The following is a 19,711-nucleotide window of genomic DNA, read 5'->3' as shown; positions in this document are numbered from 1 at the left end:
GCCGGGATCCTACGATGGGGGTGCGTGTCCGAGCTCCGGCGAGACCATCGGTTCCACCTCTTCGTCGCCTTCGCCTTCACCGTGATGGCCGATCCCGTCTCGTCGGTCACGTACGCCATCGAGGCCGCGCTGGGCAGGCTCGACGGCGATCTCGCGGGCATCGCGACGACCATGGCGCTCGTCGTCGCGATCATCGCGCTGGTGGCCGCGACGTACACGCAGCTGGTCCGCCGGTTCCCTCGCGGGGGCGGCGGGCCGGAGGCGATGGCGGTCGCTTTCGGTGAGGGCTGGGCGTTCGTGCCCCTCGGCGCGCTGATCGTCGACTTCACCCTCACCATCGCCGTGAGCTGCGCGGCCGGCGCGTCGGCGCTGATCGCCTGGGTGCCGGAACTGGCGGACGGGCGCACCGTGATCGCCGTGGTCCTCGCGAGCGCCGTCGCGATCGGATGCCTGGACGGCCACCGCGGCCGGATCGGCTTCGCCACCTCCGTCCTGGTCTTCCTCGGCCTCGCGCTCGCCGTGATCGTGCGCGGGGCGATCGCCGACCCGACCCCGGCCACGGTGCCGGTCGTCGCCGACGTCAGCAGCGTCGGCCTGGGGGCCATCCTGCTGGCGATGCCGCTGGGCATGGCGCTGGCCACGGGCCTCGAAGCCCCCTCCAACGCGATCGCCCAGCTCGAGCAGCTCGACGACCGTGGGCGTCGCACCTTCGGAACGCTCACGATCTGGCTGCTCGTCGCGATCGTCGGCGCGCTCACGCTCGCGTTCGCCGCGCTGGCCGCCCGGCTGGGCGAGACCGGCCCGCAGGCGGACTCCACGCTCCTCGCCGACATCGCGCGCAACGCGACCGGCGGCGACCTGCACTTCGACCTCTTCCAGATCGCCAGCGCCCTGCTGCTGCTCGCGGCAGCAGCGTCGTCGTTCATCGCCGGGTCCGGGCTGCTCGAGGCGCTCGCGCGCGACGACGACACCGGGCCGGCGCTCCTGCCCACCCGCCTGGCGGCCACCAACAAGCACTTCGCGCCGCCGTGGGGGATCGCGCTCCTGCTGGGCCTGGCCGTCGGCCTGATCGTCGCCGCGGGCGGTCGTGACACCACCCTGGTGCAGTTCTACGCCGCGGCGGTGTTCGCGAGCTTCTGCGGCGCGCTGATCGCCGCCGCCGTCCTGAACCTCCGCGAGGGCCGCCTCGGAGCGCTGGCGGTCAACGTGGCCGGCCTCGTCCCGGTCGCCTTCGTGCTGGCGCTGAACCTCGGCCGAGGGGATCCGATCGCCGCGATCGGCGCCGCGCTGATCATCGCCCTGGTCCTCTGGAGGCGGTGGATCGCCGCGGGCAGACCCGGCGGGGTGGTCGGTGCGGTGCGCTGACGCACTGCGGGTTTTCCACAGGCGGACGGGGAAGCAGCACCGATGCCCTGGAAACCGCGCACTGCGACGGTGGACCCGTACCCGATCGCAGGAGTGCCTACGTGCAACGCCATCCCGTCCGTCGCGACTCGCGAACCGCGCCGACCGATCCGACCGTCCACAGCGCCGGCCGCAGCAACGATCCGACCGTCGTCCACGAGGTGTCCGGGGAGATCCGCTGGGTCGACACGGACCTCCAGCGCATCGTGGTCCACGTGACCGACGCGGGATCCCACGCCGGAGCGTCGCTCGGTCAGGACCTGACGTTCGCCCTCGACGACGCCAAGATCGCCACCCAGGACATCGACGGTGACGGCGACCGGAACGTCGCCGACCTCCTGCCCGGGGTGCACGTCCGCGTCCGGACGCGGATCGCCCGCTCCCGCACCAGTCAGGTTCCCGATCTGCTCGAGGCGACGAGCGTGGCCACCCTACCCGGCTCCTCATGAGCTCCGCCCTCGCTCCCATCCCGCTGTTGAGCGACGTCCAGGTGGCGCCGCGCAGCCTCGAGGCGTTCGCCTCGGTGCTCGACGCAGCGGGCGTCGACCGCGTGCAGCGCGGGATCGAGGAGGCCCGACCGGTGTTCGCCGGTCGGACCGTGTGGAACGTCAACTCGACGGCGCGCGGGGGCGGCGTCGCGGAGATGCTCGGACCGCTGCTGGGATACGCCCAGGGCATCGGCGTGAGCGCGCGATGGGTCGTCGTGCGCGGCAACCCGGAGTTCTTCGCGATCACCAAGCGGCTCCACAACCGCCTGCACGGCTCGGTGGGTGACGGCGGGCCGCTCGGGACGCACGAGCGCGAGGTGTACACGAGCACCCTCGCGCCCATCGCGCGCGAGCTCGCGGACCGGGTCGACCGCGGAGACATCGTCCTCCTGCACGACCCGCAGACCGCGGGCATGGTGCCGGCGCTCTCCGCGCTCGGGGTCCCGGTCGTGTGGCGCTGCCACATCGGCGCCGACCGCGCGGACGACCTCGTCCGCAGCGCGCGGCACTTCCTGCGGCCCGACGTGCTCGCCGCGGACCGCTGCGTGTTCTCGCGACCCGCCTACGCCTGGGAGTCGATCCCGCGCGACCGCCTCGCGTTCGTCATGCCGTCGATCGACCCGTTCTCGGCGAAGAACACCGCCATGGAACCCTCCGTCACCGAGGACGTGCTCGGGGCGAGCGGCATCACCGATCACGTTCCCGCGCACCCGACCACGTGCACGATCGGTGGCCGGGACGTGCCCGTCGTGCGCCGTGTCGAGGGGGAGCGCGCCGGCCCGTTGCCCGCCGGCGCCCGATTCGTCCTGCAGGTGTCCCGATGGGACCGCTTGAAGGACCCGGTCGGCGTGATCGACGTGTTCGCCGAGCACATCGCACGACAGGTGCCCGACGTGCACCTCGTCTACGCCGGGCCGAGCGTCGCGGGCGTCACCGACGACCCGGAGGGCGCGGCCGTGTACGAGCAGGCGTGCGCCCGCCGGGCCGAGCTGCCCGAGGAGTTGCGTCGGCGCGTGCACCTGCTGCTCGTCCCGATGGACGACCCGGACGAGAACGCCGTGGTCATCAACGCCTTGCAGCGGACCGCCGCGATCGTGCTCCAGAAGAGCCTGGCCGAGGGCTTCGGCCTCACCGTCACCGAGGCCATGTGGAAGGCCCGCCCGGTGGTCGCCTCGGCCGTCGGCGGCATCGTCGACCAGATCGACCACGACCGCTGCGGGCTGCTCGTCGACGACCCCTCCGACCTCGGCGCCTTCGGCGAGGCGATCGTGACCCTGCTGCAGGACCCGGCGCGCGCGGCCACCCTCGGCGCCGCGGCCCGCGAGCGGGTGCGCCACCACTTCCTCAGCGACCGCTCGCTGATCGACTACCTGCACGTCCTCACACCGCTGGCCGCGGCCGCGCCCTTGGACGGCCCGTAGCGCGCGCTAGGGTCGGCTCCGTGACCGACCCCGCCCCCCTCCTGGTCGTCGACGCGCCGTCCTTGCTGTACCGCGCGTTCTTCGCGCTGCCCTCCTCGATCAAGGGCGCCGACGGCGGTTCCGTGAACGCCCTGCTGGGCACCTCCAACCTGCTGCTGCAGGCGGTCGAGCGGTTCGCGCCCCGTGCCGTGGTCCTGTGCTTCGGCGCGGAAGCGGCGGCCTACCGGACGGCGGCGTGGCCCGGCTACCACGCCGATCGACCGCCGATGCCCGAGGATCTCGTGCCGCAGTGGGAGGTCGCCCCCGGCTTCTTCGGCGCGTTCGGCTGGCCCAGCGAGCACGCCGGCGACCTCGAGGCCGACGACCTGCTGGGCGCGTTCGCGCGCCTCGAGACGGAGGCCGGAGGCCGCGCGGTCCTGTTCACGGGTGACCGCGACATGTTCCAGTGCGTGACCGAGGACGTCACCGTCCTGTATCCGGGCGGCAAGGGCGGGCCGATGGAGATGGACCCGGCCGCGGTGCGCGCGAAGTACGGCGTCGATCCCTCCCAGGTGCCGGACTTCATCGCGCTGCGCGGCGATCCGTCGGACGGCCTGCCGGGAGCCAAGGGGATCGGGGAGAAGACCGCCGCCAAGCTCCTGCGCGAGCACGGGACGCTCGAGGCGCTGCTCGTCCTCGCCGCCACGCCCGTGGCCGCCCGGTCCGCCGGCCTGTCGCCCCGCGCGATCGGCGCGCTCACCGACCAGGCCGACGAGCTCCGAGCCTTCCGGGACATCGCGACGCTGCGCCCCGTCGATGTCACGCGCCCGGAGGACGGCCAGACCCGATGGGCGGACGCCGCGGCCGCCGCGCGGCAGCGGGGCATGAACCGGTTGGCTGAGCGCCTGGACGCGTTGGCGACCTGAGAAGGCGCAGAGTGCGCCATCATGTTCGACGGTGCTTTCCATGACCTGCACACGGATGCGCAAGGTCGTCCTCGGCTGTGTGCTCGCCGGGACCCTCGGTGCGGCGCCCGCCCCCGCGCAGACCGCGGCTGACCCGCCGTCCGCGATCCCCCTCGCCGACGGGTGGACGTTCGCCCCGGACCCCACCGACCGCGGGATCCGGGAGCGGTGGAACGCGGGCGAGGGCTCGCCCGCGTGGCGACCGGCGACCGTCCCGGGCGTCTTCGACGGTCGCCCCGTCGAGGGGAACTTCAGCGGCACGGTGGGCTGGTACCGGACGACGTTCGAGGGCCCGTCGCAGCCCTCGGCGATGCGCTGGGGCATCCGGTTCGAGCAGGCCCGGCGGGTCGCCGACGTCTGGCTCAACGGGCGCAAGCTCGGCCGTCACGCCGATCCCTACGTGCCGTTCACCCTTCCGGCCGCCGGGCTGCGCCGTGGCCGCCCGAACACGCTGGTCGTGCGGATCGACAACCGCAAGGGCAAGGAGCCGAGAGAAGGCTGGTGGAACTGGGGAGGGCTGACCCGCCCCGTCTCGCTCGTCCCGCGCGCCACCATCGGCCTGGACGACCCCGGTCTCATGACCGAGGTGCGCTGCCCGCCCTCGGGCGCGCGGTCGTGCCCGGCCGACGTGATCGTCGACGGCACCCTCGAGCACCGCGGCAGCGGTGCGGCGCGCCCCACGGTGCGGGTCAGGCTCACCGCCCCCGACGGGACGGTGTCGACCGGCTCCGCCCGGTCACGTGAGCTCGAGCCCGGCGAGCGGGCGCGGGTGCGCTTCACGGTGCCCGTCGCGGGCACGCCGCAGCTGTGGTCGCCTGAGTCGCCGCGGCTCTACCGGGCGCGGATCGAGACGCGACTCGGGGACCGCGTGCTGCAGGTCGACGAGCGCCGCATCGGGCTGCGGTCGGTCGCCGTCAAGAACGCGATGCTCGAGCTGAACGGCCGCGCGATCGACATGCGCGGCGCGTCGATCCAGGAGGACGTGCCGGGCCGCGGGCCCGCGCTGACCGATGCGGACATCGACGGCATCGTCCGGGACCTCGAGGCCGTCGGCGCGAACGTCACCCGCGCGCACTACCTGCTCGACGAGCGGCTGCTGCGCCGCCTCGACGAGGCGGGGATCATGGTGTGGAGCCAGGCGCCCGTGTACCACCGGGACGTCGCGCTGAAGACGGAGGCCGGTCGGACCGAGGCGCTGCGGACGCTGCGCGACACCGTCATCGCCGCTCGCTCGCACCCGTCCGTCATCACGCACTCGGTGGCCAACGAGCTCAGTCCGCAGCCCGACCGCGAGCCGGGGACCGCGGCGTTCCTGCGGTCCGCTCGCGGCGTGGTGCACGATCTCGATCCGACGCTGCCCATCAGCGTCGACCTCCTGAGCTACCCGGGCTTCCCCGCCCAGCGGGCCTACCAGGCCTACGACCTGCTCGGGGTGAACTCCTACTTCGGCTGGTACAAGGGCAAGAAGAAGCACTCGACGGCGAACCTGGCGGACCTCGAGCCGTACCTCGCCGCGATGCACCGGAAGTACCCGGACGCGGCCCTCGTGCTCACGGAGTTCGGCGCCGAGTCGACCTTCGCCGGACCGGCGACCACGAAGGAGACCTTCGCCTTCCAGGACGACTACGTCAGGCAGGTCCTCGGCATCGTCGACCGCTCCCCGTTCCTGGGTGGCGCGATCTACTGGACCCTGCGGGAGTTCGCGGTCAAGCCGAACTGGGACGGCGGCGCCCAGCGCAAGGTGCCGCGCGACGGCATCCACAACAAGGGTCTGATCGCCTACGACGGGCAGCGCAAGCCGGCGTGGGCGGTCGCGGAGCGGAACTTCCGGTCCACGGACCTCTACCGCTCCGACAGCCTCGCGGCCTCGGCGCGCCCGTCCGGCCCCGGCGGTGCCATCGCCTGGACGATCGTGATCGGCATCTTCGCCCTGCTCGCGCTCGACGTCTGGCTGCTGCGCGGGATCCTGCGGGCCCGCGGCCGTCCCGCCACGGCGAGGGCGCCCGTGCCCGCCACCGCCCGGGTCCCGCAGGCCGAGCAGGCCCGGTAGGTCCCCGCGTCCTAGTCCCGCAGGTACGCGAGGCCGCTCAGCACCACGAGCGCACCGGACACGGCCTGGGCCATCCGCACCGCTCGGGTCGGTACGCCGCCGTCTCCTCGTCCGGCGAGGACGAACGTCACCTGGTCGGCGATCTGCACGGGGATCATCGCCGCGCGGGCGCGCGTGTCCCCCGCGACGATCAGGCCGCCGATCAGCGCGGTGCGGATGCCGAACATCCGCCATCCCCAGGCGCCGGCCGCGGTGATCTCCTGCGCGGGGACGCCGAAGGGCCTCACGAACGTGCGGGGACTGGTCGCGGTCCCGACCCCGACCGTCAGCGCGATCAGGCCGGCGGTTCGATGGAGCCTCTCGGCGTGCTCGGACACGGTGCCGAGGATACGAGCCCGGGCGCTACGGGGTGAACTTCACGGTGATCACGTCACCGTCCTGCATCACGTAGTCGCGCCCCTCGAGGCGCAGCGTGCCGGCCTCGCGGGCCTTTCCGTAGCCCCCGGCCGCCAGCAGCGCGTCCCACGGCACGACCTCGGCGCGGACGAAGCCCTTCTGGATGTCCGTGTGGATCTCCCCCGCGGCGTGCCAGGCGGTCAGCCCGCGCTCCAGGTGCCAGGACTGGGCCCGCACGCCCGATCCGACCGTGAAGAACGTCAGCAGGTGCAGCAGCTCGAACGCGCCGCGCACGACCCGGGAGAGCCCGGACTCCGCGACGCCGAGGTCGTCGCGCATCGCGGCCGCGTCCTCCTCGTCCAGCTCGCTCAGCTCCGCCTCGATGCGCGAGCTGACCGCCACGGCGCCGGCCCCGACCTTCGCGGCGTGGTCGGCGACGATCGCCGGCACCTCATCGCTGCCCTCGTCGACGTTGGCGACGAACAGCACCGGCTTGGCGGTGAGCGGATGGATGGTCTGCGAGCGATCGACGTCGTCGGGCATCGGGGTCCCGCGGGCCGGCTTGCCCTCGAGGAACCCGGCGACGAGCTCCTCGAGCCACCGCTGCTCGGCGATGGCGGCCTTGTCACCGCCGCGCGCGGAACGCACGACGCGCTCCAGTCGCTTCTCGGCCTGCTCCATGTCGGCGAAGATCAGCTCGGTCTCGATCGTCTCGATGTCCGCCGCCGGGTCGACGCGGCCCTCCGGGTGGATCACGCCCTCATCGCCGTGGCAGCGCACCACGTGGACGATCGCGTCGGTCTCCCGGATGTTCGCGAGGAACTTGTTGCCCAGGCCCTCGCCCTTGTGAGCGCCGGCCACCAGTCCCGCGATGTCGTGGAAGTCGATGGTGTCGGCCACGACCTCGCTCGCACCGATCACCTCGGCGAGCTGGTCGAGACGGTCGTCGTGGACGGGCACGACCGCCACGTTGGGCTCGATGGTGGTGAACGGGTAGTTGGCCGACTCCGCGCCCGCCTTGGTGAGCGCGTTGAACAGCGAGGACTTGCCGGCGTTGGGCATCCCGACGATGCCGACCTTCATGCTCATGGGGACTGCCTTCCGAGGGTTCCGACGACGGTGCCCAGCGCGGCGCCGGCCACGATGTCGCTGGGGTAGTGGACGCCCAGCACCACGCGGGAGACCGCCATCGCGGTCGCCGCGGCGTAGAGCGGGCCGGCCGGGAGCAGGCCGCGGTACGCGGCCGCGGCGCAGAACGAGGACGTCGCGTGCGCGCTGGGGAACGAGAGCTGGGTGGGGGTCTTCACGAGGTGCGGGAACTCCTCGAACGCCGGGCGCTGGCGACCGATGACGTTCTTCACCGCGGTGTTGGCCACGTACGCGCCGGCCACCAGCGACAGCCCACGGAGCCAGCGCGGACGCCGGCCGCGGTCGACCGCGGCACCCACCGCACCGATCCCGAGCCACAGCGCAGCGTGCTCACCGAGCCGGGAGAACGCCGCGACCCGCGGGGTGACCTCGGCGTGGTGGAGGCCACCACGAACCCAGCGGTAGGTCGCGAGGTCCGCGCGACCCAGGGCGCGGCGGGCGCCGCGCGGCAGCGCGACCGGGGAGGACACGGCGATGGTGGCCCGCCCGACCGGCTAGCCGGCGAGGCCGAAGCCGACGCGCTGATCGTCCTTCTCGACGCGCACGTACAGCACCTGCGAGAGGTTGAGCGTGACGCTGGCGTCCTCGGCCTCGACCTCGAGCCAGTCCGCCTTGCCGAGGCCGGCCTGCAGGTCGGCGAGCGCGGCGTCGGTGAGCCGCAGACCCAGCGGCGGGGCGGCGTGGAAGCCGACGGAGACGCGCTTGACGGAATCGGACATCAGTGGGAACCCTCCGCGGGCTGGACGATCTCGGTGAGCACGCCGCCCGAGCTCTTGGGGTGCAGGAACGCGACCTTCGAGTTGCGGATGCCGATCCGCGGCGTCTCGTCGATCAGCCGGATCCCGGCCGCCTTCAGCGACGCCAGCACCGCCTCGATGTCGGCGACCTGGTAGGCCACGTGGTGCAGCCCGGGACCGCGGTTGGCCAGGAACTTGCCGACCGGCGTGTCGGGGCCCAGCGGCTGGAGCAGCTCGACGTGGTTCTCGCCGACGTCGAGCAGGACCGCCTCGACGCCCTGCTCCTCCACGCGCTCGCGATGGACGAGCTCCATCGCGTAGTGCTCGGCGTAGAGGGGGAGCGTGTCGTCGATGCTCTCGACCGCGACACCGATGTGATCAATGCGTCCGAACATGCGGTGGCGGAGTCTAGTCGGTCGCCTGATCGGCCCGGGCCACGAGGAGCCGGCGGACCCGTCAGACCGTCGTGCGGCGCGGGGCCAGGAAGACCCCGACCAGCGACCGCGGACGGTGGCGCAGCTCCTGCACGGTGGCCGGCCCGAGCATGTGCCGCCAGATCCCAGTCCTGGGGATCTGCCGGAACAGCTCGCGCAGCCAGGCCCGCTCGATGCCGAAGTTCACGAGGCCGCGGGACACGTCGACGAGGTCCGACCGACGCAGCAGCTCGACCTCCGGGCCGAGCCGTTCCACCGACCGGGGCGCATGATGCTGCTCGGCGGCGTCCATGCAGAGCTGGAGGCGCTCCTGCGGCCACCCGAACGGCGCAACCACCTGCTGCACCAGCCGCGCGCCCTCCGTGACGTACGGATCCTTGCTCGCGGTCCACAGGCCGGCGTCATGCAACCAGCAGGCGACGAGCACCACCTCCCGGTCGTACGCCCGCTCGCCCGCGAGGCGCTCGCAGATCAGGAACTGACGGTGACAGTGGCGCTCCATCGGGCTGCCGCTGCCGGCACGCTCCCGCAGGGCCGCGAGCGCGGCGTGCTCGGCGGGGGTGGTGCAGAGGTCGTCGGGACGCATCGGCGGCAGACTACTCCGCGCCCACCGCGGCGCTCCGTCCGGAGGTGCGGTGGAGTGACCCCGCCCTCAACGGGTAAGACTGCCGGTCATGCGAGTCGCCCTCATCATCAATCCCGCGAGTGGCGCGATCCGCGATCCCGCCGACATCGTGGCCCTGCTGCGCTCCGCCGGGGCGACCGAGGTGCGCTCCTTCGCCCTCGGCGAGGAGGAGGCGGCGGCCCGCAGCGGCGCCGACCGGATGGTCGTCGCGGGCGGGGACGGCACCATCGGCCCGAGCGCGCTGGCCGCGGCGGACGGCGGGGTGCCGCTGGCCGTCCTGCCCGCCGGCACGGCCAACGACTTCGCACGTGCCCTCGGGCTGCCGCTCGACCTCGAGCAGGCGGCGCGGGTCGCACTGTCCCCCACCCCGACGACCCGGCCGGTCGAGGTCTGCGTGACCGCCGACGGGCGGCCGTTCGTCAACGCCGCGAACGCCGGCCTCGCGGTGCGGGCGGCGCGAGAGGCGCGCGGGCTGAAGGCCAGGCTCGGCCCGCTCGCCTACGGGCTCGGGGCGGTCCGCGCCGGCCTGCGTGCGCCCGCGATCGAGGTCGACGTGACGCTCGACGGGCGCCCGTTCTTCTCCGGCGCCGCCTGGCAGGTCGCCGTCTCGGGCACCGGGCACTTCGGCGGCGGCTCGGCGGTCGGCGACACCGACCCCGACGACGGGCTGCTGGACGTCACGGTCGTCCCGGCCGGGGCCCGGATCGCCCTCGCCCGCCGGGCCTACGGCATGCGACGGGGCACGCTCGACGCCCAGCACGACGTCCCGCACGCCCGGGCCAGGACCGCGCGGGTCCACATGGCCACCGACGCCGAGGGCCGGGGCTTCAACGTCGACGGGGAGCTGGTGAAGGTCGCCGCCCTCGAGGCGCACGTCCACCCGCGGCGCGCCGAGGTGCTCGTCCCGTGAGCGGCCAGGGCACCTACCGGCTGGACGATCCGCTCGACGTGTCCGGAGCCGACTTCCTCCGGGCGTGCGAGGCCCTGACCGGCGCGCCGATCTCCTACGGCAACGAGCTCGACCTCCTCATCAACGGCGACGAGATCTTCCCGGCGATGCTCGAGACGATCGGCGCCGCGCAGCACACCCTGTGCCTGTTGTCCTACGTGTACTGGTCGGGGGAGATCGCCCGCGAGGTCGCCGGCGCGATCGCCGACAGGGCCCGCGCCGGCGTCGACGTCTGCGTGCTGCTGGACGCCGTCGGCTCGCTGCGGATGCCGCGCGACGTCATGGAGATCATGAGCGGATCGGGCGCCCGGGTGCAGCGCTTCCGCCCGGTCGCGTCGCGGGCGCTGCGTCGCGCCAACAACCGCAACCATCGCAAGCTGCTGATCGCCGACGGCCACGTCGGCATGACCGGCGGGGTCGGCATCGCGCAGGAGTGGACCGGCGACGCGCAGGACCCCGAGCACTGGCGCGACACGCACGTCCGCGTGCGCGGGCCGGTCGTGCGCGGCCTGCACGGAGCGTTCGCCGAGAGCTGGCTGGAGGCGACGGGCCAGATGCTCTGCGGCCCCGACCACCTGCCGCAGCTCGACGGACTCGACGGTGGCGGGCCGATGCAGCTCGTGCGCTCCCGGGCGAGCGTGGGTGACACGAACGCCGAGGCCCTCCTGTACCTGGCGATCGCGTCGGCCCGCTCGACGATCGATCTCACCTCCGCCTACTTCGCGCCGCGCGAGGAGTTCAGCGAGGCGCTCTGCGAAGCGGCCCGCCGTGGCGTCCGCGTCCGCGTCCTCGTGCCGGGCGAGCACGCGGACAAGCAGATCGTCCGGCGCGCCGGGCAGGACACCTACGCGCCGCTCCTGGACTGCGGCATCGCGATCCACGAGTACGCGCCGACGATGCTGCACGCCAAGACCCTGGTGATCGACGGCGCGTGGACGACGATCGGCTCGATCAACTTCGACAACCGCAGCTTCTCACGCAACGACGAGGCGACGCTGTGCGTGCAGTCGCGGGAGGTCGCCGCGCTCCTGTCGGAGCAGTTCGAGCGCGACCTCGAGCGCAGCGACCGCGTCCACCCCGGCGAGTGGCGGCGGCGTGGCCCGCTGGCGCGCGCCGCGGAGATCGCCACCCGGGTCGTGCGCCGGGAGCTGTGACCCCGCCCGTCTGCGAGGCTCCCGGCATGCGGATCCCGTACGCCCAGGGCACGCTCGACCGCCTCGGAGCGCGACGCTCGGACCCCGGACTCGTGGACGAGATCCTCGCCGATCCCCGCACCCGGGCGGTCGTCGTCGGGGACACGGGCGTCGTCATCGACGGGCGGCTCGAGCTGCAGGGACCGGACCCGTGGGCCATCGCCGAGTCGGGCCCGCGCCTGCGCGCCACCCGCGTCGCCATCGAGGGCAGGACGCTGGTCGGCCAGGACGCCCCGGGCGGGGCCGCACTCGTGCTCGGCCGGGACGCCGACGGCGCGGCGCTCGTCGTGGCCGACGCCACCGAGAGCGACCGCCAGTCCGACCTGCGGGCCGCCGCCGCGGTCCTGGACCCGGCCGAGTCCGGCCTGCTGGCCTACGCCGCGACGATGCGCCACTGGCATCTCGTCCACCGCTTCTGCGGGCAGTGCGGCGCCCCGAACGTCTCCGGCGACGGCGGACACGTGCGGACCTGCCCAGAGGGACACCAGGTCCACCCGCGGACCGACCCCGTGGTCATCATGCTCGTGACCGACGAGGACCGCGTCCTGCTGGGTCGGCAGCCCTCCTGGCCCCCGAACCGCTGGAGCTCGCTCGCCGGCTTCGTGGAGCCGGGCGAGTCGCTGGAGTCCGCCGTCGCTCGGGAGGTCGCCGAGGAGGCCGGGGTCAGCGTGGCGGGCGTGCGCTACGTGGCGACGCAGCCGTGGCCGTTCCCGGCGTCGCTGATGATCGGATGCGAGGCCGTCTACGCGGGCGGCGAGGCCCACGTGGCGGACGCGGAGCTCGAAGCGGTCCGCTGGTTCACCCGTGAGGAGATCGCCGCGGCGGCCGACGGGACGCCCGACGCCCCGCTGCTGCTGCCGCCGTCGGTGGCGATCGCCCGCCACCTGCTGGACGGCTGGCTCGCGCGCACGTGAGCGCGGCGGCCCCGTGGCCTCAGCTGCGCGACGGATCCTCGGTGGCGGCGATCCGCAGGTCGGGGGATCCGGGCCGCCGCTCGAGCTTCGGGACGCCACGCATGATGACGTCGATCGCGTCGCGGTCCAGCACCTCGCGCTCGAGCAGCGCGTGCGCGAACTCCTCGAGCTTCTGACGGTGCTCCCCGATGATCCGGTACGCGGCGCGCTCGGCCTCGAACGCGAGCGCCTGCTGCTCCTCGTCGCGGATCCGGCGGGTGATGTCGCTGACGACGTTGGCGTCGGTCACGGCGCGCGCCGGCGTCCCTGACGTGCCCATCCCGTACTCGTGGACCATCGCGTGGGTGATCTCCGCGACGCGTTGCAGATCGTTCGACGCGCCGTTGGTCACGGCGCCGAAGACGACCTGCTCGGCCACGCGGCCGCCGAGCAGGACCGTCATCTGGTCGACCAGCTCGTCGCGGGTCTTCAGGTAGCTGTCCTCGTCGGGCAGGTTCATGACGTAGCCCAACGCGCGCCCGCGAGGCACGATCGAGATCTTGTGCACCCGGTCGGCGGTGATCAGCAGCTCGCGGCACAGCGCGTGCCCGGCCTCGTGGAAGGCGACGATGCGCCGTTCGTGGTCGTTGAGCGTCGTGTTCGTCAGCACGCCCGCGACGACCCGTTCGAGGGCGTCGTCGAAGTCCTTGGCGCTGAGCGCGTCGGCCTTGCGGCGCGCGCAGAAGATCGCCGCCTCGTTCGCGAGGTTCGCGAGGTCGGCTCCGGTCAGCCCGCTCGTCTGCTGCGCGACGACCCGCAGGTCGACGTCCTCCCCCAGCGGCTTGTCGCGCGTGTGCACCGCGAGGATCTGCTCGCGGCCGGCGACGTCCGGCGGGGAGACGAACACCTGGCGGTCGAAGCGACCCGGACGCAGCAGCGCGGGGTCGAGCTTCTCCAGCAGGTTGGACGCCGCCATCACGACGAGCTGACCGGTGGACTCGAACCCGTCCATCTCGACGAGCAGCTGGTTGAGGGTCTGCTCCCGCTCGGAGTTGTTGTCGCTGCCGCGCCTGGCTCCGACCGCGTCGAGCTCGTCGATGAAGATGATCGCCGGCGCGTTCTTGCGCGCCTCGTCGAACAGGCGTCGGATCCGCGCCGCCCCGAGGCCCGCGAACATCTCCACGAACGAGCTGGCGGACTGGGCGAAGAACTGCGCGCCGGACTCGTGCGCGACCGCCTTGGCGAGCAGGGTCTTGCCGGTGCCGGGCGGCCCGTGCAGCAGCACGCCCTTCGGCACGTTGGCGCCGAGCTTGCGGAACGGCTTGGGATCGCGCAGGAACTCGACGACCTCCTGCAGCTCGGACTTGGCGTCGTCGGCCCCGGCGATCTCCTTCCAGCCCACCGACAGCTTGGTCTGCGGCTTGATCTGGACCGGCTTGGTCCGCGGCATCATCCGCAGCGTGCGCCACAGGACGTAGACGATCGCCCCCATGAACACGAGGCCGATGAGCCCGCCCCAGTCGGCGGCGAACTCCTGCAGGCGCGCACCGAGCCCGCCGCGGTCCTCGACCGGGACGAGGCTGACGTTCTGGAGGCTGGAGACGAACGCCTGCAGTGCCTCCGAGAGCTTGACCTTGCTGTCCAGGATCTGCTGCGCGTCAGGGGTCACAGGAGGGTGTTATCGGCAGATCGGCATCGTTCGTTGACCGTTCGACGCCCGACCGTGGACACCCTTCCGCTGGGCGCGGCCGCCCGCCGCGCGGCGCCCGTCAGCCGACGGGGACCGGGGCGCCCTCGACCCGCAGGATCTCCGCGAGCGCGGCCTCGCCGACCTCGAGCTGCGTGGCGGTGGGCTCACGCGTCCCGAGCAGCCGCTGCAGCTCGTACCCGGGCTTGCGCAGCACGCGCGTCGTGGCCGAGTCGGCGTGACGCTCGCTCCACGCGAACACCTCGACCGCGACGCCGATCGACGCCAGCGAGAGCGCCGCGCCGTGGGCCGGGCCCGGTCGCTCGACCAGTTTGCGCAACAGGGCGCTGCCCGCGACGTTGGCGGTCAGCAGCGGCGCCATCAGGTGGGAGCCGCAACGGTCGTGCTCCTTGGCGACGTCCGCGGCGTCGTCCTCGTCCTGCTCGTACGCGGCGATCGCCTTGTGCTCGACGCCGTGGTAGGCCGCGAGGTCGCCCGTGCGCAGCGCCAGCAGGGACGGCGCGAGCGACAGCACGGCGATGGCGGCCTCGCCCCCCGCGCCCCGGAGGCGGCGTCGCACGAGCTGCGCGGCGCCCGCGGTGGCGGCCATCGCCCCGAGCGTGGTGCGGTCCTGGAAGGGCAGCCGGGCCTCCGGCAGCGCCCGTTTGACCAGGGGGATGACGAGCATCGCCTCGCCGAGCCGCACCACCCCGCGGGCGCCGGGCACGCTCTCGATGCGACCCTGGAGCCGCGGCTTGACGCCGCTGGCGACGGCGATCGATCCGTCGTCGCGACGGACGGCCGCGGCCCAGTGCGACGGACCGTGCACGAGCAGGCCGTTGCGCAGCGCCATGCCGCCCAGCCGCAGCTTCTCGCCGGGATCCTGCGTGTCTGTCCCCGTCTCGGCGCTCATGCCAGGCGCTCCTGCGCGATGTCGGCGAAGCACCGGGCGGCGAACCCGAGGTCGCGCACGTCGATGCGCTCGTCCTTGGAGTGGATCAGCGGGGCCGTGTCGTACAGCGTCATGTGACGGTGGGGGAAGAAGCCGTACGCGACGCAGTCGGGGAACGCGCTGCGCCAGGTCCGGGAGTCCGTGAACCCGGGCAGGATCGTCGCGATCACCTGCGCCTCGGGATCCTCCCGGCCGACCCAGCGGCGGATCGTGTCCATGAGCTCGGACTCGACCGCAGACCCGTTGCCGACGACCTGCTCGGTGAACTCGATGCGGTAGCCCTCGCCTCCGAGGACCTCGTGGATGCGCCGGAGCGTCTCCTCCTCGCCGAGTCCGGGCGGGACGCGGCAGTCGACCCGCAGCTCCGCGGTCGACGGGATCACGTTGATCTTCTCGCTGGCCTTGATCTTCGTCGGCGCGAGCGTGACCCCGAGCATCGGCTCGACGAGCATCGCGAGCACCGGGTCCTTGGCGCGAAGGGCCTCGAGCGACGCGGTCGGGTCCTCGCCGTCGACGGCGAGGCCCAGCCCGGCGAGCATCGCGCGCGGCCCCTCGGTGAGATCGAAGCCCGGCTGGGCGTCGGCCATCCGCTGCAGCAACGGCGCCATCTTCAGCAGCGCGTTGTCGCCGATCTTCGGGATCGAGGCGTGGCCGGCGTGCCCGTCGGTGATGACGTCGAAGCGGAACACGCCCTTCTCCGCCACGCAGACGCCGTGGTAGCGGCCCCCGTCGAACGGGATGACGGCGCCACCACCTTCGTTGAGCAGTTCGTCGCAGCGCACGAGATCCGGGTGGTTCTCGCACATCCACACGGCGCCCTCCCCGCCGCCGGCCTCCTCGTCGACCACCACCACGACGAGCAGCTCACCGCGCGCCGGGCGCCAGCCGCTGCGCGCCAGCCCGATCGCGGCCGCCACCTCGGCGGCGGTCTGCGACTTCATGTCCAGCGCACCCCGGCCCCAGAGCATCCCGTCGTCGTCGACGTCGCCGGACCACGGGTCGCGCTGCCACTCGGTCGCGTTGGCGAGCACGGTGTCGACGTGCGAGAGCAGGCACAGGGTCGGGCCGTCCTGGGCCCCGCGCAGCCGGGCGACGAGGTTGGGGCGCGGTTCGGTACGGCCGACGAGCGTGACCTCGAACCCGGCGTCGCGCAGCAGTGCCGCGAGGTGCTCCTGCGCACCGCGCTCGTTGCCGGGCGGGTTCACGGTGTTGAAGCGGATGAGCGTCCGCAGCAGCGCGGTGGCGTCCGCCTGCAGCGCGGCCGGGTCCAGGACAGGTGGGGCGTCGGGCATCCCGATCGATGCTACCCGGACGTTCACGGCGGCTGGCCGGGTGTCCTGGCACGATCCCCGCGTGCAGCGCCGTCCCGCTCCTCGCGTCGCCCTGCGCACCGTCCTGCGCGAATGGGGCCGCATCGGCTGCGTGGGCTTCGGGGGACCCCCCGTCCACGTGGCCCTGCTTCGCGAGCTCTGCGTCGAGCGACGCGGCTGGCTCGACGACGAGGAGTTCACCGACGCCAACGCCGCCTGCGGGCTGCTGCCGGGCCCGGCGTCCACCCAGCTGGCGATCTTCTGCGCGCAGCGGGTCGCCGGGTTGCGCGGCGCGGTCGTGGGCGGGCTGGCCTTCATCCTGCCGGGGCTCGTGCTGCTGCTGGCGCTCGCGGCGGTGTCGCTGCAGGACGCCCCGCCCGAGGTGGTGCGGGGGCTGGCGGCCGGGGCGGGCGCCGCCGTGGTGGCGGTGGTGCTCGACGCGGGGATCGGGCTGGCCCGGTCGGCCATCGCCGGCCTGACGGGGTCACGGCTGGTGCGCACCGTCGCGTACGTGACGGTGACCGCGGTCGCGACGAACGTCGTCGGACCGTGGGTGGTGCTCGTCCTGCTGGGATGCGGGGTGGTCGAACTGGCCGCCCGCGACGCGCTGCCCTGGTCGGGCGGCGGCGCCGCAACCGTGGCGGCTCCGGCGCTGATCGCCCTGGCGGCCACGGGCGCCGCGGCACTCCCGGCCCTGGCCTGGACCGCGTTCAAGGTCGGGGCGCTCTCCTACGGCGGCGGCTTCGTGATCATCCCGCTCATGCAGGCCGACGCGGTCGACGCGTACGGCTGGATGACCCAGCAGGAGTTCCTGAACGCCGTGGCCCTCGGGCAGATCACGCCCGGTCCGGTGGTGCAGACCGTGGCGGGCGTCGGCTACGCCGCCGCCGGCGTCGGGGGCGGGCTGCTCGCGGCGCTGATCGCCTTCCTCCCCTCGTTCCTCATCGTCGGGGCGGGCAGCGGGCGCTTCGAGACCCTGCGACGCAGCGTCCGGGCGCGGGCGTTCCTCGACGGTGCCGGGCCGGCGGCGGTCGGAGCGATCCTCGGAGCGGCGGTGATCCTCGTGGACGGGATCAGCGAGACCTGGCAGGCGTTGGTCGCCGTGGTCGCCGCGATCGTCCTGCTGCGCTTCGGACGCGGTGTGGTCGTCGTCCTGCTGGCCGCCGCGCTCGCGGGCGCGGCGGTCGCCCTCGGCGGCGGCCCGCTCCCGCCCCTCTGACGCTCGACCCCCGAGCGTCACCGGGGCCCGGTCCGACCCGTTCGGCATCCTGCCCCGGGTGGATCAGCTCTTCAGCCCCGAGCCCGAACCGGACCCCTCGGATCGCATCGCCCCCGACGCTCCGCTCGCCGCCCGGCTGCGACCCCGGACGCTCGAGGACGTCGTCGGCCAGGACCACCTGCTCGCCGGCGGCTCCGCGTTGCGCACGGCGATCGAGACGGGTCGGCCGCACTCGATGCTCCTGTACGGGCCGCCCGGCACGGGCAAGACGACCCTCGCCCGCATCGTGGCCCGCGCGGCCGAGGCGGCGTTCGAGGAGCTCAGCGCGGTGCAGGCCGGCCGCCCGGAGGTCCGCGCGGTCATGGAGCGCGCCACCGAGCGGCGGCGCGGCGGCCAGCACACGGTGTTCTTCCTCGACGAGATCCACCGGTTCAACAAGGCCCAGCAGGACGCGCTGCTCCCGGCGGTCGAGGAGGGTCTGGTCACGCTGATCGGCGCGACGACGGAGAACCCGAGCTTCGAGGTCAACGCCGCCCTGCTCTCACGGGTGCGCCTGTACGAGCTGCAGGCGCTCACCGAGGACGGTGTGCGTACCCTGCTGGACCGTGCGATCGAGCGTGGTGAGCTCGGCGACGTCGTGGTCGAGCCGAGGGCACTCGCGTTCCTCGCCGACCGCAGCGGCGGCGACGCCCGCACCGCGCTGGGAGCCCTCGAGCTCGCGGCCGCGACGGCGACCACCGCCGTGGACCCGGGAGCGGAGGTCACGGTCACCCTCGACCACGCCGAGGACGCCCTGCAGCGCCGCGCGATCCGGTTCGACAAGGCCGGCGACCAGCACTACGACACGATCAGCGCATGGATCAAGGCGACCCGGGCCTCCGATCCCGACGCCTCGCTCTACTACCTCGCGGTCATGCTCGAGGCCGGCGAGGACCCGCGCTTCATCGCCCGGCGCATGGTGATCCTCGCCAGCGAGGACGTCGGGCTCGCCGACCCGAGCGCGCTGCCGGTCGCGGTCGCCGCGATGCAGGCGGCCCACATGGTCGGGATGCCGGAGGCGCACTACCCCCTGGCGCAGGCGGCCATCCACCTCGCGTTGGCTCCCAAGTCCAACGCCGCGGGAGCCGCCCTGCACGCCGCCCGCGCCCACGTCCGCGAGCACGGGGCAGCCGCCCCGCCGTCGTTCCTGCGTTCGGCGAACCGGCGCGAACCGGGCTACGACTACCCGCACGACCGTCCCGGACACGTCAGTCCGCAGGACGTGATGCCGCCACTCGTCAGCGGCACGCGGTTCTACCGTCCCGACGACCAGGAGCCCGTCGCGCGGGAGCGGCTGGCTGCCCTGCATCGGGCTCGCGGGCAGGCTTCCTGACCGACAGCGCACCTGATCGATGGGCGTTTGACGTATCGCGCCGCGGGGAATGACCGTCTCTGCGTCCCGTTCCTGTGGGACGCGTCACACGTTCGTCCGTTTTCACCCCTTCCTCACGGGAATCCCAGCTTCCGCACCGAAGATCCGCTCGTGCGCCTCGACGCCACCACCTCCCTCCCCGACGGCCGGCGCGTGCGCCTGCGCTTCCCGCAGGTCAGCGACCACGCCCGCATCGTGCACCTGCACGACCGGCTCGGCATCAGCGTCGACGAGGTCGAGTTGGCCCGAGCACTGCGGTTCGATCCGCGCACGCGCACCGTCCTGTGCGCCACCGTCTGGGACGGGGAGCGGGAGACGATCGTCGGGTGGGCCGCCGCGGAGCGCGGAGCGACGGACCTCGACCTCGTGCTGGCCGACGAGGCCGTGACGCCCGGGATCGGCGACCTCCTCCGTGGGGCTCTCACCGCCCACGTGCGTACCGCAGCCTG

The 19,711-nt window shown here is 73.5% G+C and carries 20 protein-coding genes; 11 read left to right on the top strand and 9 right to left on the bottom strand.

The genetic code is table 11. The features are described 5' to 3' along the window. Nucleotides 1-24: 24 nt before the first annotated feature. From ABYE80_RS01020 to ABYE80_RS01000, 5 genes are all read left to right on the top strand, one after another. The gene (locus tag ABYE80_RS01020) at nt 25-1,365 is read left to right on the top strand and encodes an amino acid permease (RefSeq protein ID WP_372787974.1); all 1,341 of its coding nucleotides are present in this window, start codon (nt 25-27) and stop codon (nt 1,363-1,365) included. 101 nt (nt 1,366-1,466) lie between these two features. Next, nucleotides 1,467-1,853, top strand: coding sequence for a hypothetical protein (locus ABYE80_RS01015; RefSeq protein ID WP_372787972.1), 387 nt, complete (start codon nt 1,467-1,469; stop codon nt 1,851-1,853). After that, nucleotides 1,850-3,313, top strand: a complete 1,464-nt coding sequence (locus tag ABYE80_RS01010) for a glycosyltransferase (protein ID WP_372787971.1) — start codon at nt 1,850-1,852, stop codon at nt 3,311-3,313. Before ABYE80_RS01015 ends, ABYE80_RS01010 begins: the two co-directional genes overlap by 4 nt. A 20-nt stretch (nt 3,314-3,333) precedes the next feature. Further along, nucleotides 3,334-4,218 (top strand): 5'-3' exonuclease H3TH domain-containing protein, encoded by an 885-nt coding sequence (locus ABYE80_RS01005; RefSeq protein WP_372787969.1) that lies wholly within the window; start codon nt 3,334-3,336, stop codon nt 4,216-4,218. A gap of 40 nt (nt 4,219-4,258) precedes the next feature. Then, nucleotides 4,259-6,307 (top strand): glycoside hydrolase family 2 protein, encoded by a 2,049-nt coding sequence (locus tag ABYE80_RS01000; protein WP_372787967.1) that lies wholly within the window; start codon nt 4,259-4,261, stop codon nt 6,305-6,307. 11 nt (nt 6,308-6,318) lie between these two features. On the opposite strand, the gene ABYE80_RS00995 is transcribed toward ABYE80_RS01000, so the two are convergent. The 6 genes from ABYE80_RS00995 to ABYE80_RS00970 all read right to left on the bottom strand — a co-directional run bounded on the left by ABYE80_RS00995 (nt 6,319) and on the right by ABYE80_RS00970 (nt 9,609). Next, on the bottom strand, nt 6,319-6,684 hold the full coding sequence (locus ABYE80_RS00995; RefSeq protein WP_372787966.1) for a hypothetical protein: 366 nt from the start codon (nt 6,682-6,684) through the stop codon (nt 6,319-6,321). A gap of 25 nt (nt 6,685-6,709) precedes the next feature. Further along, nucleotides 6,710-7,792 carry a redox-regulated ATPase YchF gene (gene ychF, locus ABYE80_RS00990; RefSeq protein WP_372787964.1) on the bottom strand — a complete coding sequence of 361 codons (1,083 nt, stop codon included), beginning with the start codon at nt 7,790-7,792 and terminating at the stop codon, nt 6,710-6,712. Then, nucleotides 7,789-8,322, bottom strand: coding sequence for a phosphatase PAP2 family protein (locus ABYE80_RS00985; RefSeq protein ID WP_372787963.1), 534 nt, complete (start codon nt 8,320-8,322; stop codon nt 7,789-7,791). Before ABYE80_RS00985 ends, ychF begins: the two co-directional genes overlap by 4 nt. Nucleotides 8,323-8,346: 24 nt before the next feature. Continuing rightward, nucleotides 8,347-8,571 (bottom strand): hypothetical protein, encoded by a 225-nt coding sequence (locus tag ABYE80_RS00980; protein ID WP_372787961.1) that lies wholly within the window; start codon nt 8,569-8,571, stop codon nt 8,347-8,349. Continuing rightward, nucleotides 8,571-8,984 (bottom strand): methylmalonyl-CoA epimerase, encoded by a 414-nt coding sequence (mce, locus tag ABYE80_RS00975; RefSeq protein ID WP_372787960.1) that lies wholly within the window; start codon nt 8,982-8,984, stop codon nt 8,571-8,573. Before mce ends, ABYE80_RS00980 begins: the two co-directional genes overlap by 1 nt. Nucleotides 8,985-9,045: 61 nt before the next feature. Then, nucleotides 9,046-9,609 carry a hypothetical protein gene (locus tag ABYE80_RS00970; protein WP_372787958.1) on the bottom strand — a complete coding sequence of 188 codons (564 nt, stop codon included), beginning with the start codon at nt 9,607-9,609 and terminating at the stop codon, nt 9,046-9,048. Between the two features lie 88 nt (nt 9,610-9,697). Here ABYE80_RS00970 and ABYE80_RS00965 point away from each other — a divergent pair, with 88 nt between their 5' ends. The 3 genes from ABYE80_RS00965 to nudC are packed head-to-tail and all read left to right on the top strand — an operon-like array spanning nt 9,698 to nt 12,704. Next, nucleotides 9,698-10,558 (top strand): diacylglycerol kinase family protein, encoded by an 861-nt coding sequence (locus ABYE80_RS00965; protein ID WP_372787956.1) that lies wholly within the window; start codon nt 9,698-9,700, stop codon nt 10,556-10,558. Next, nucleotides 10,555-11,751 carry a phosphatidylserine/phosphatidylglycerophosphate/cardiolipin synthase family protein gene (locus tag ABYE80_RS00960; protein ID WP_372787955.1) on the top strand — a complete coding sequence of 399 codons (1,197 nt, stop codon included), beginning with the start codon at nt 10,555-10,557 and terminating at the stop codon, nt 11,749-11,751. The genes ABYE80_RS00965 and ABYE80_RS00960 overlap by 4 nt, the downstream gene beginning before the upstream one ends. A 26-nt stretch (nt 11,752-11,777) precedes the next feature. Next, nucleotides 11,778-12,704 carry an NAD(+) diphosphatase gene (nudC, locus tag ABYE80_RS00955; RefSeq protein ID WP_372787953.1) on the top strand — a complete coding sequence of 309 codons (927 nt, stop codon included), beginning with the start codon at nt 11,778-11,780 and terminating at the stop codon, nt 12,702-12,704. Between the two features lie 19 nt (nt 12,705-12,723). On the opposite strand, the gene ABYE80_RS00950 is transcribed toward nudC, so the two are convergent. The 3 genes from ABYE80_RS00950 to ABYE80_RS00940 form a co-directional block, all read right to left on the bottom strand. Beyond that, nucleotides 12,724-14,352, bottom strand: coding sequence for an ATP-dependent metallopeptidase FtsH/Yme1/Tma family protein (locus tag ABYE80_RS00950; protein ID WP_372787951.1), 1,629 nt, complete (start codon nt 14,350-14,352; stop codon nt 12,724-12,726). Between the two features lie 100 nt (nt 14,353-14,452). Continuing rightward, nucleotides 14,453-15,283, bottom strand: a complete 831-nt coding sequence (locus ABYE80_RS00945) for a DUF1385 domain-containing protein (RefSeq protein ID WP_372787949.1) — start codon at nt 15,281-15,283, stop codon at nt 14,453-14,455. Beyond that, nucleotides 15,280-16,614: a M20/M25/M40 family metallo-hydrolase gene (locus ABYE80_RS00940; protein ID WP_372787948.1), complete on the bottom strand. Its 1,335-nt coding sequence runs from the start codon at nt 16,612-16,614 to the stop codon at nt 15,280-15,282. The genes ABYE80_RS00945 and ABYE80_RS00940 overlap by 4 nt, the downstream gene beginning before the upstream one ends. A 61-nt stretch (nt 16,615-16,675) precedes the next feature. Here ABYE80_RS00940 and chrA point away from each other — a divergent pair, with 61 nt between their 5' ends. The 3 genes from chrA to ABYE80_RS00925 all read left to right on the top strand — a co-directional run. Beyond that, on the top strand, nt 16,676-17,851 hold the full coding sequence (chrA, locus tag ABYE80_RS00935) for a chromate efflux transporter (RefSeq protein WP_372787946.1): 1,176 nt from the start codon (nt 16,676-16,678) through the stop codon (nt 17,849-17,851). A gap of 58 nt (nt 17,852-17,909) precedes the next feature. Then, nucleotides 17,910-19,223 carry a replication-associated recombination protein A gene (locus ABYE80_RS00930; protein WP_372787945.1) on the top strand — a complete coding sequence of 438 codons (1,314 nt, stop codon included), beginning with the start codon at nt 17,910-17,912 and terminating at the stop codon, nt 19,221-19,223. 150 nt (nt 19,224-19,373) lie between these two features. Then, nucleotides 19,374-19,711, top strand: a 338-nt coding sequence (locus ABYE80_RS00925) for a hypothetical protein (protein WP_372787944.1), incomplete at its 3' end; no start/stop codon positions are given.

Source organism: Paraconexibacter sp. (genome assembly GCF_041602235.1).
Taxonomy (GTDB): domain Bacteria; phylum Actinomycetota; class Thermoleophilia; order Solirubrobacterales; family Solirubrobacteraceae; genus Paraconexibacter.
Note: the sequence above shows the minus strand (reverse complement) of the source record. Positions and strands in the feature narration are given on the sequence as shown.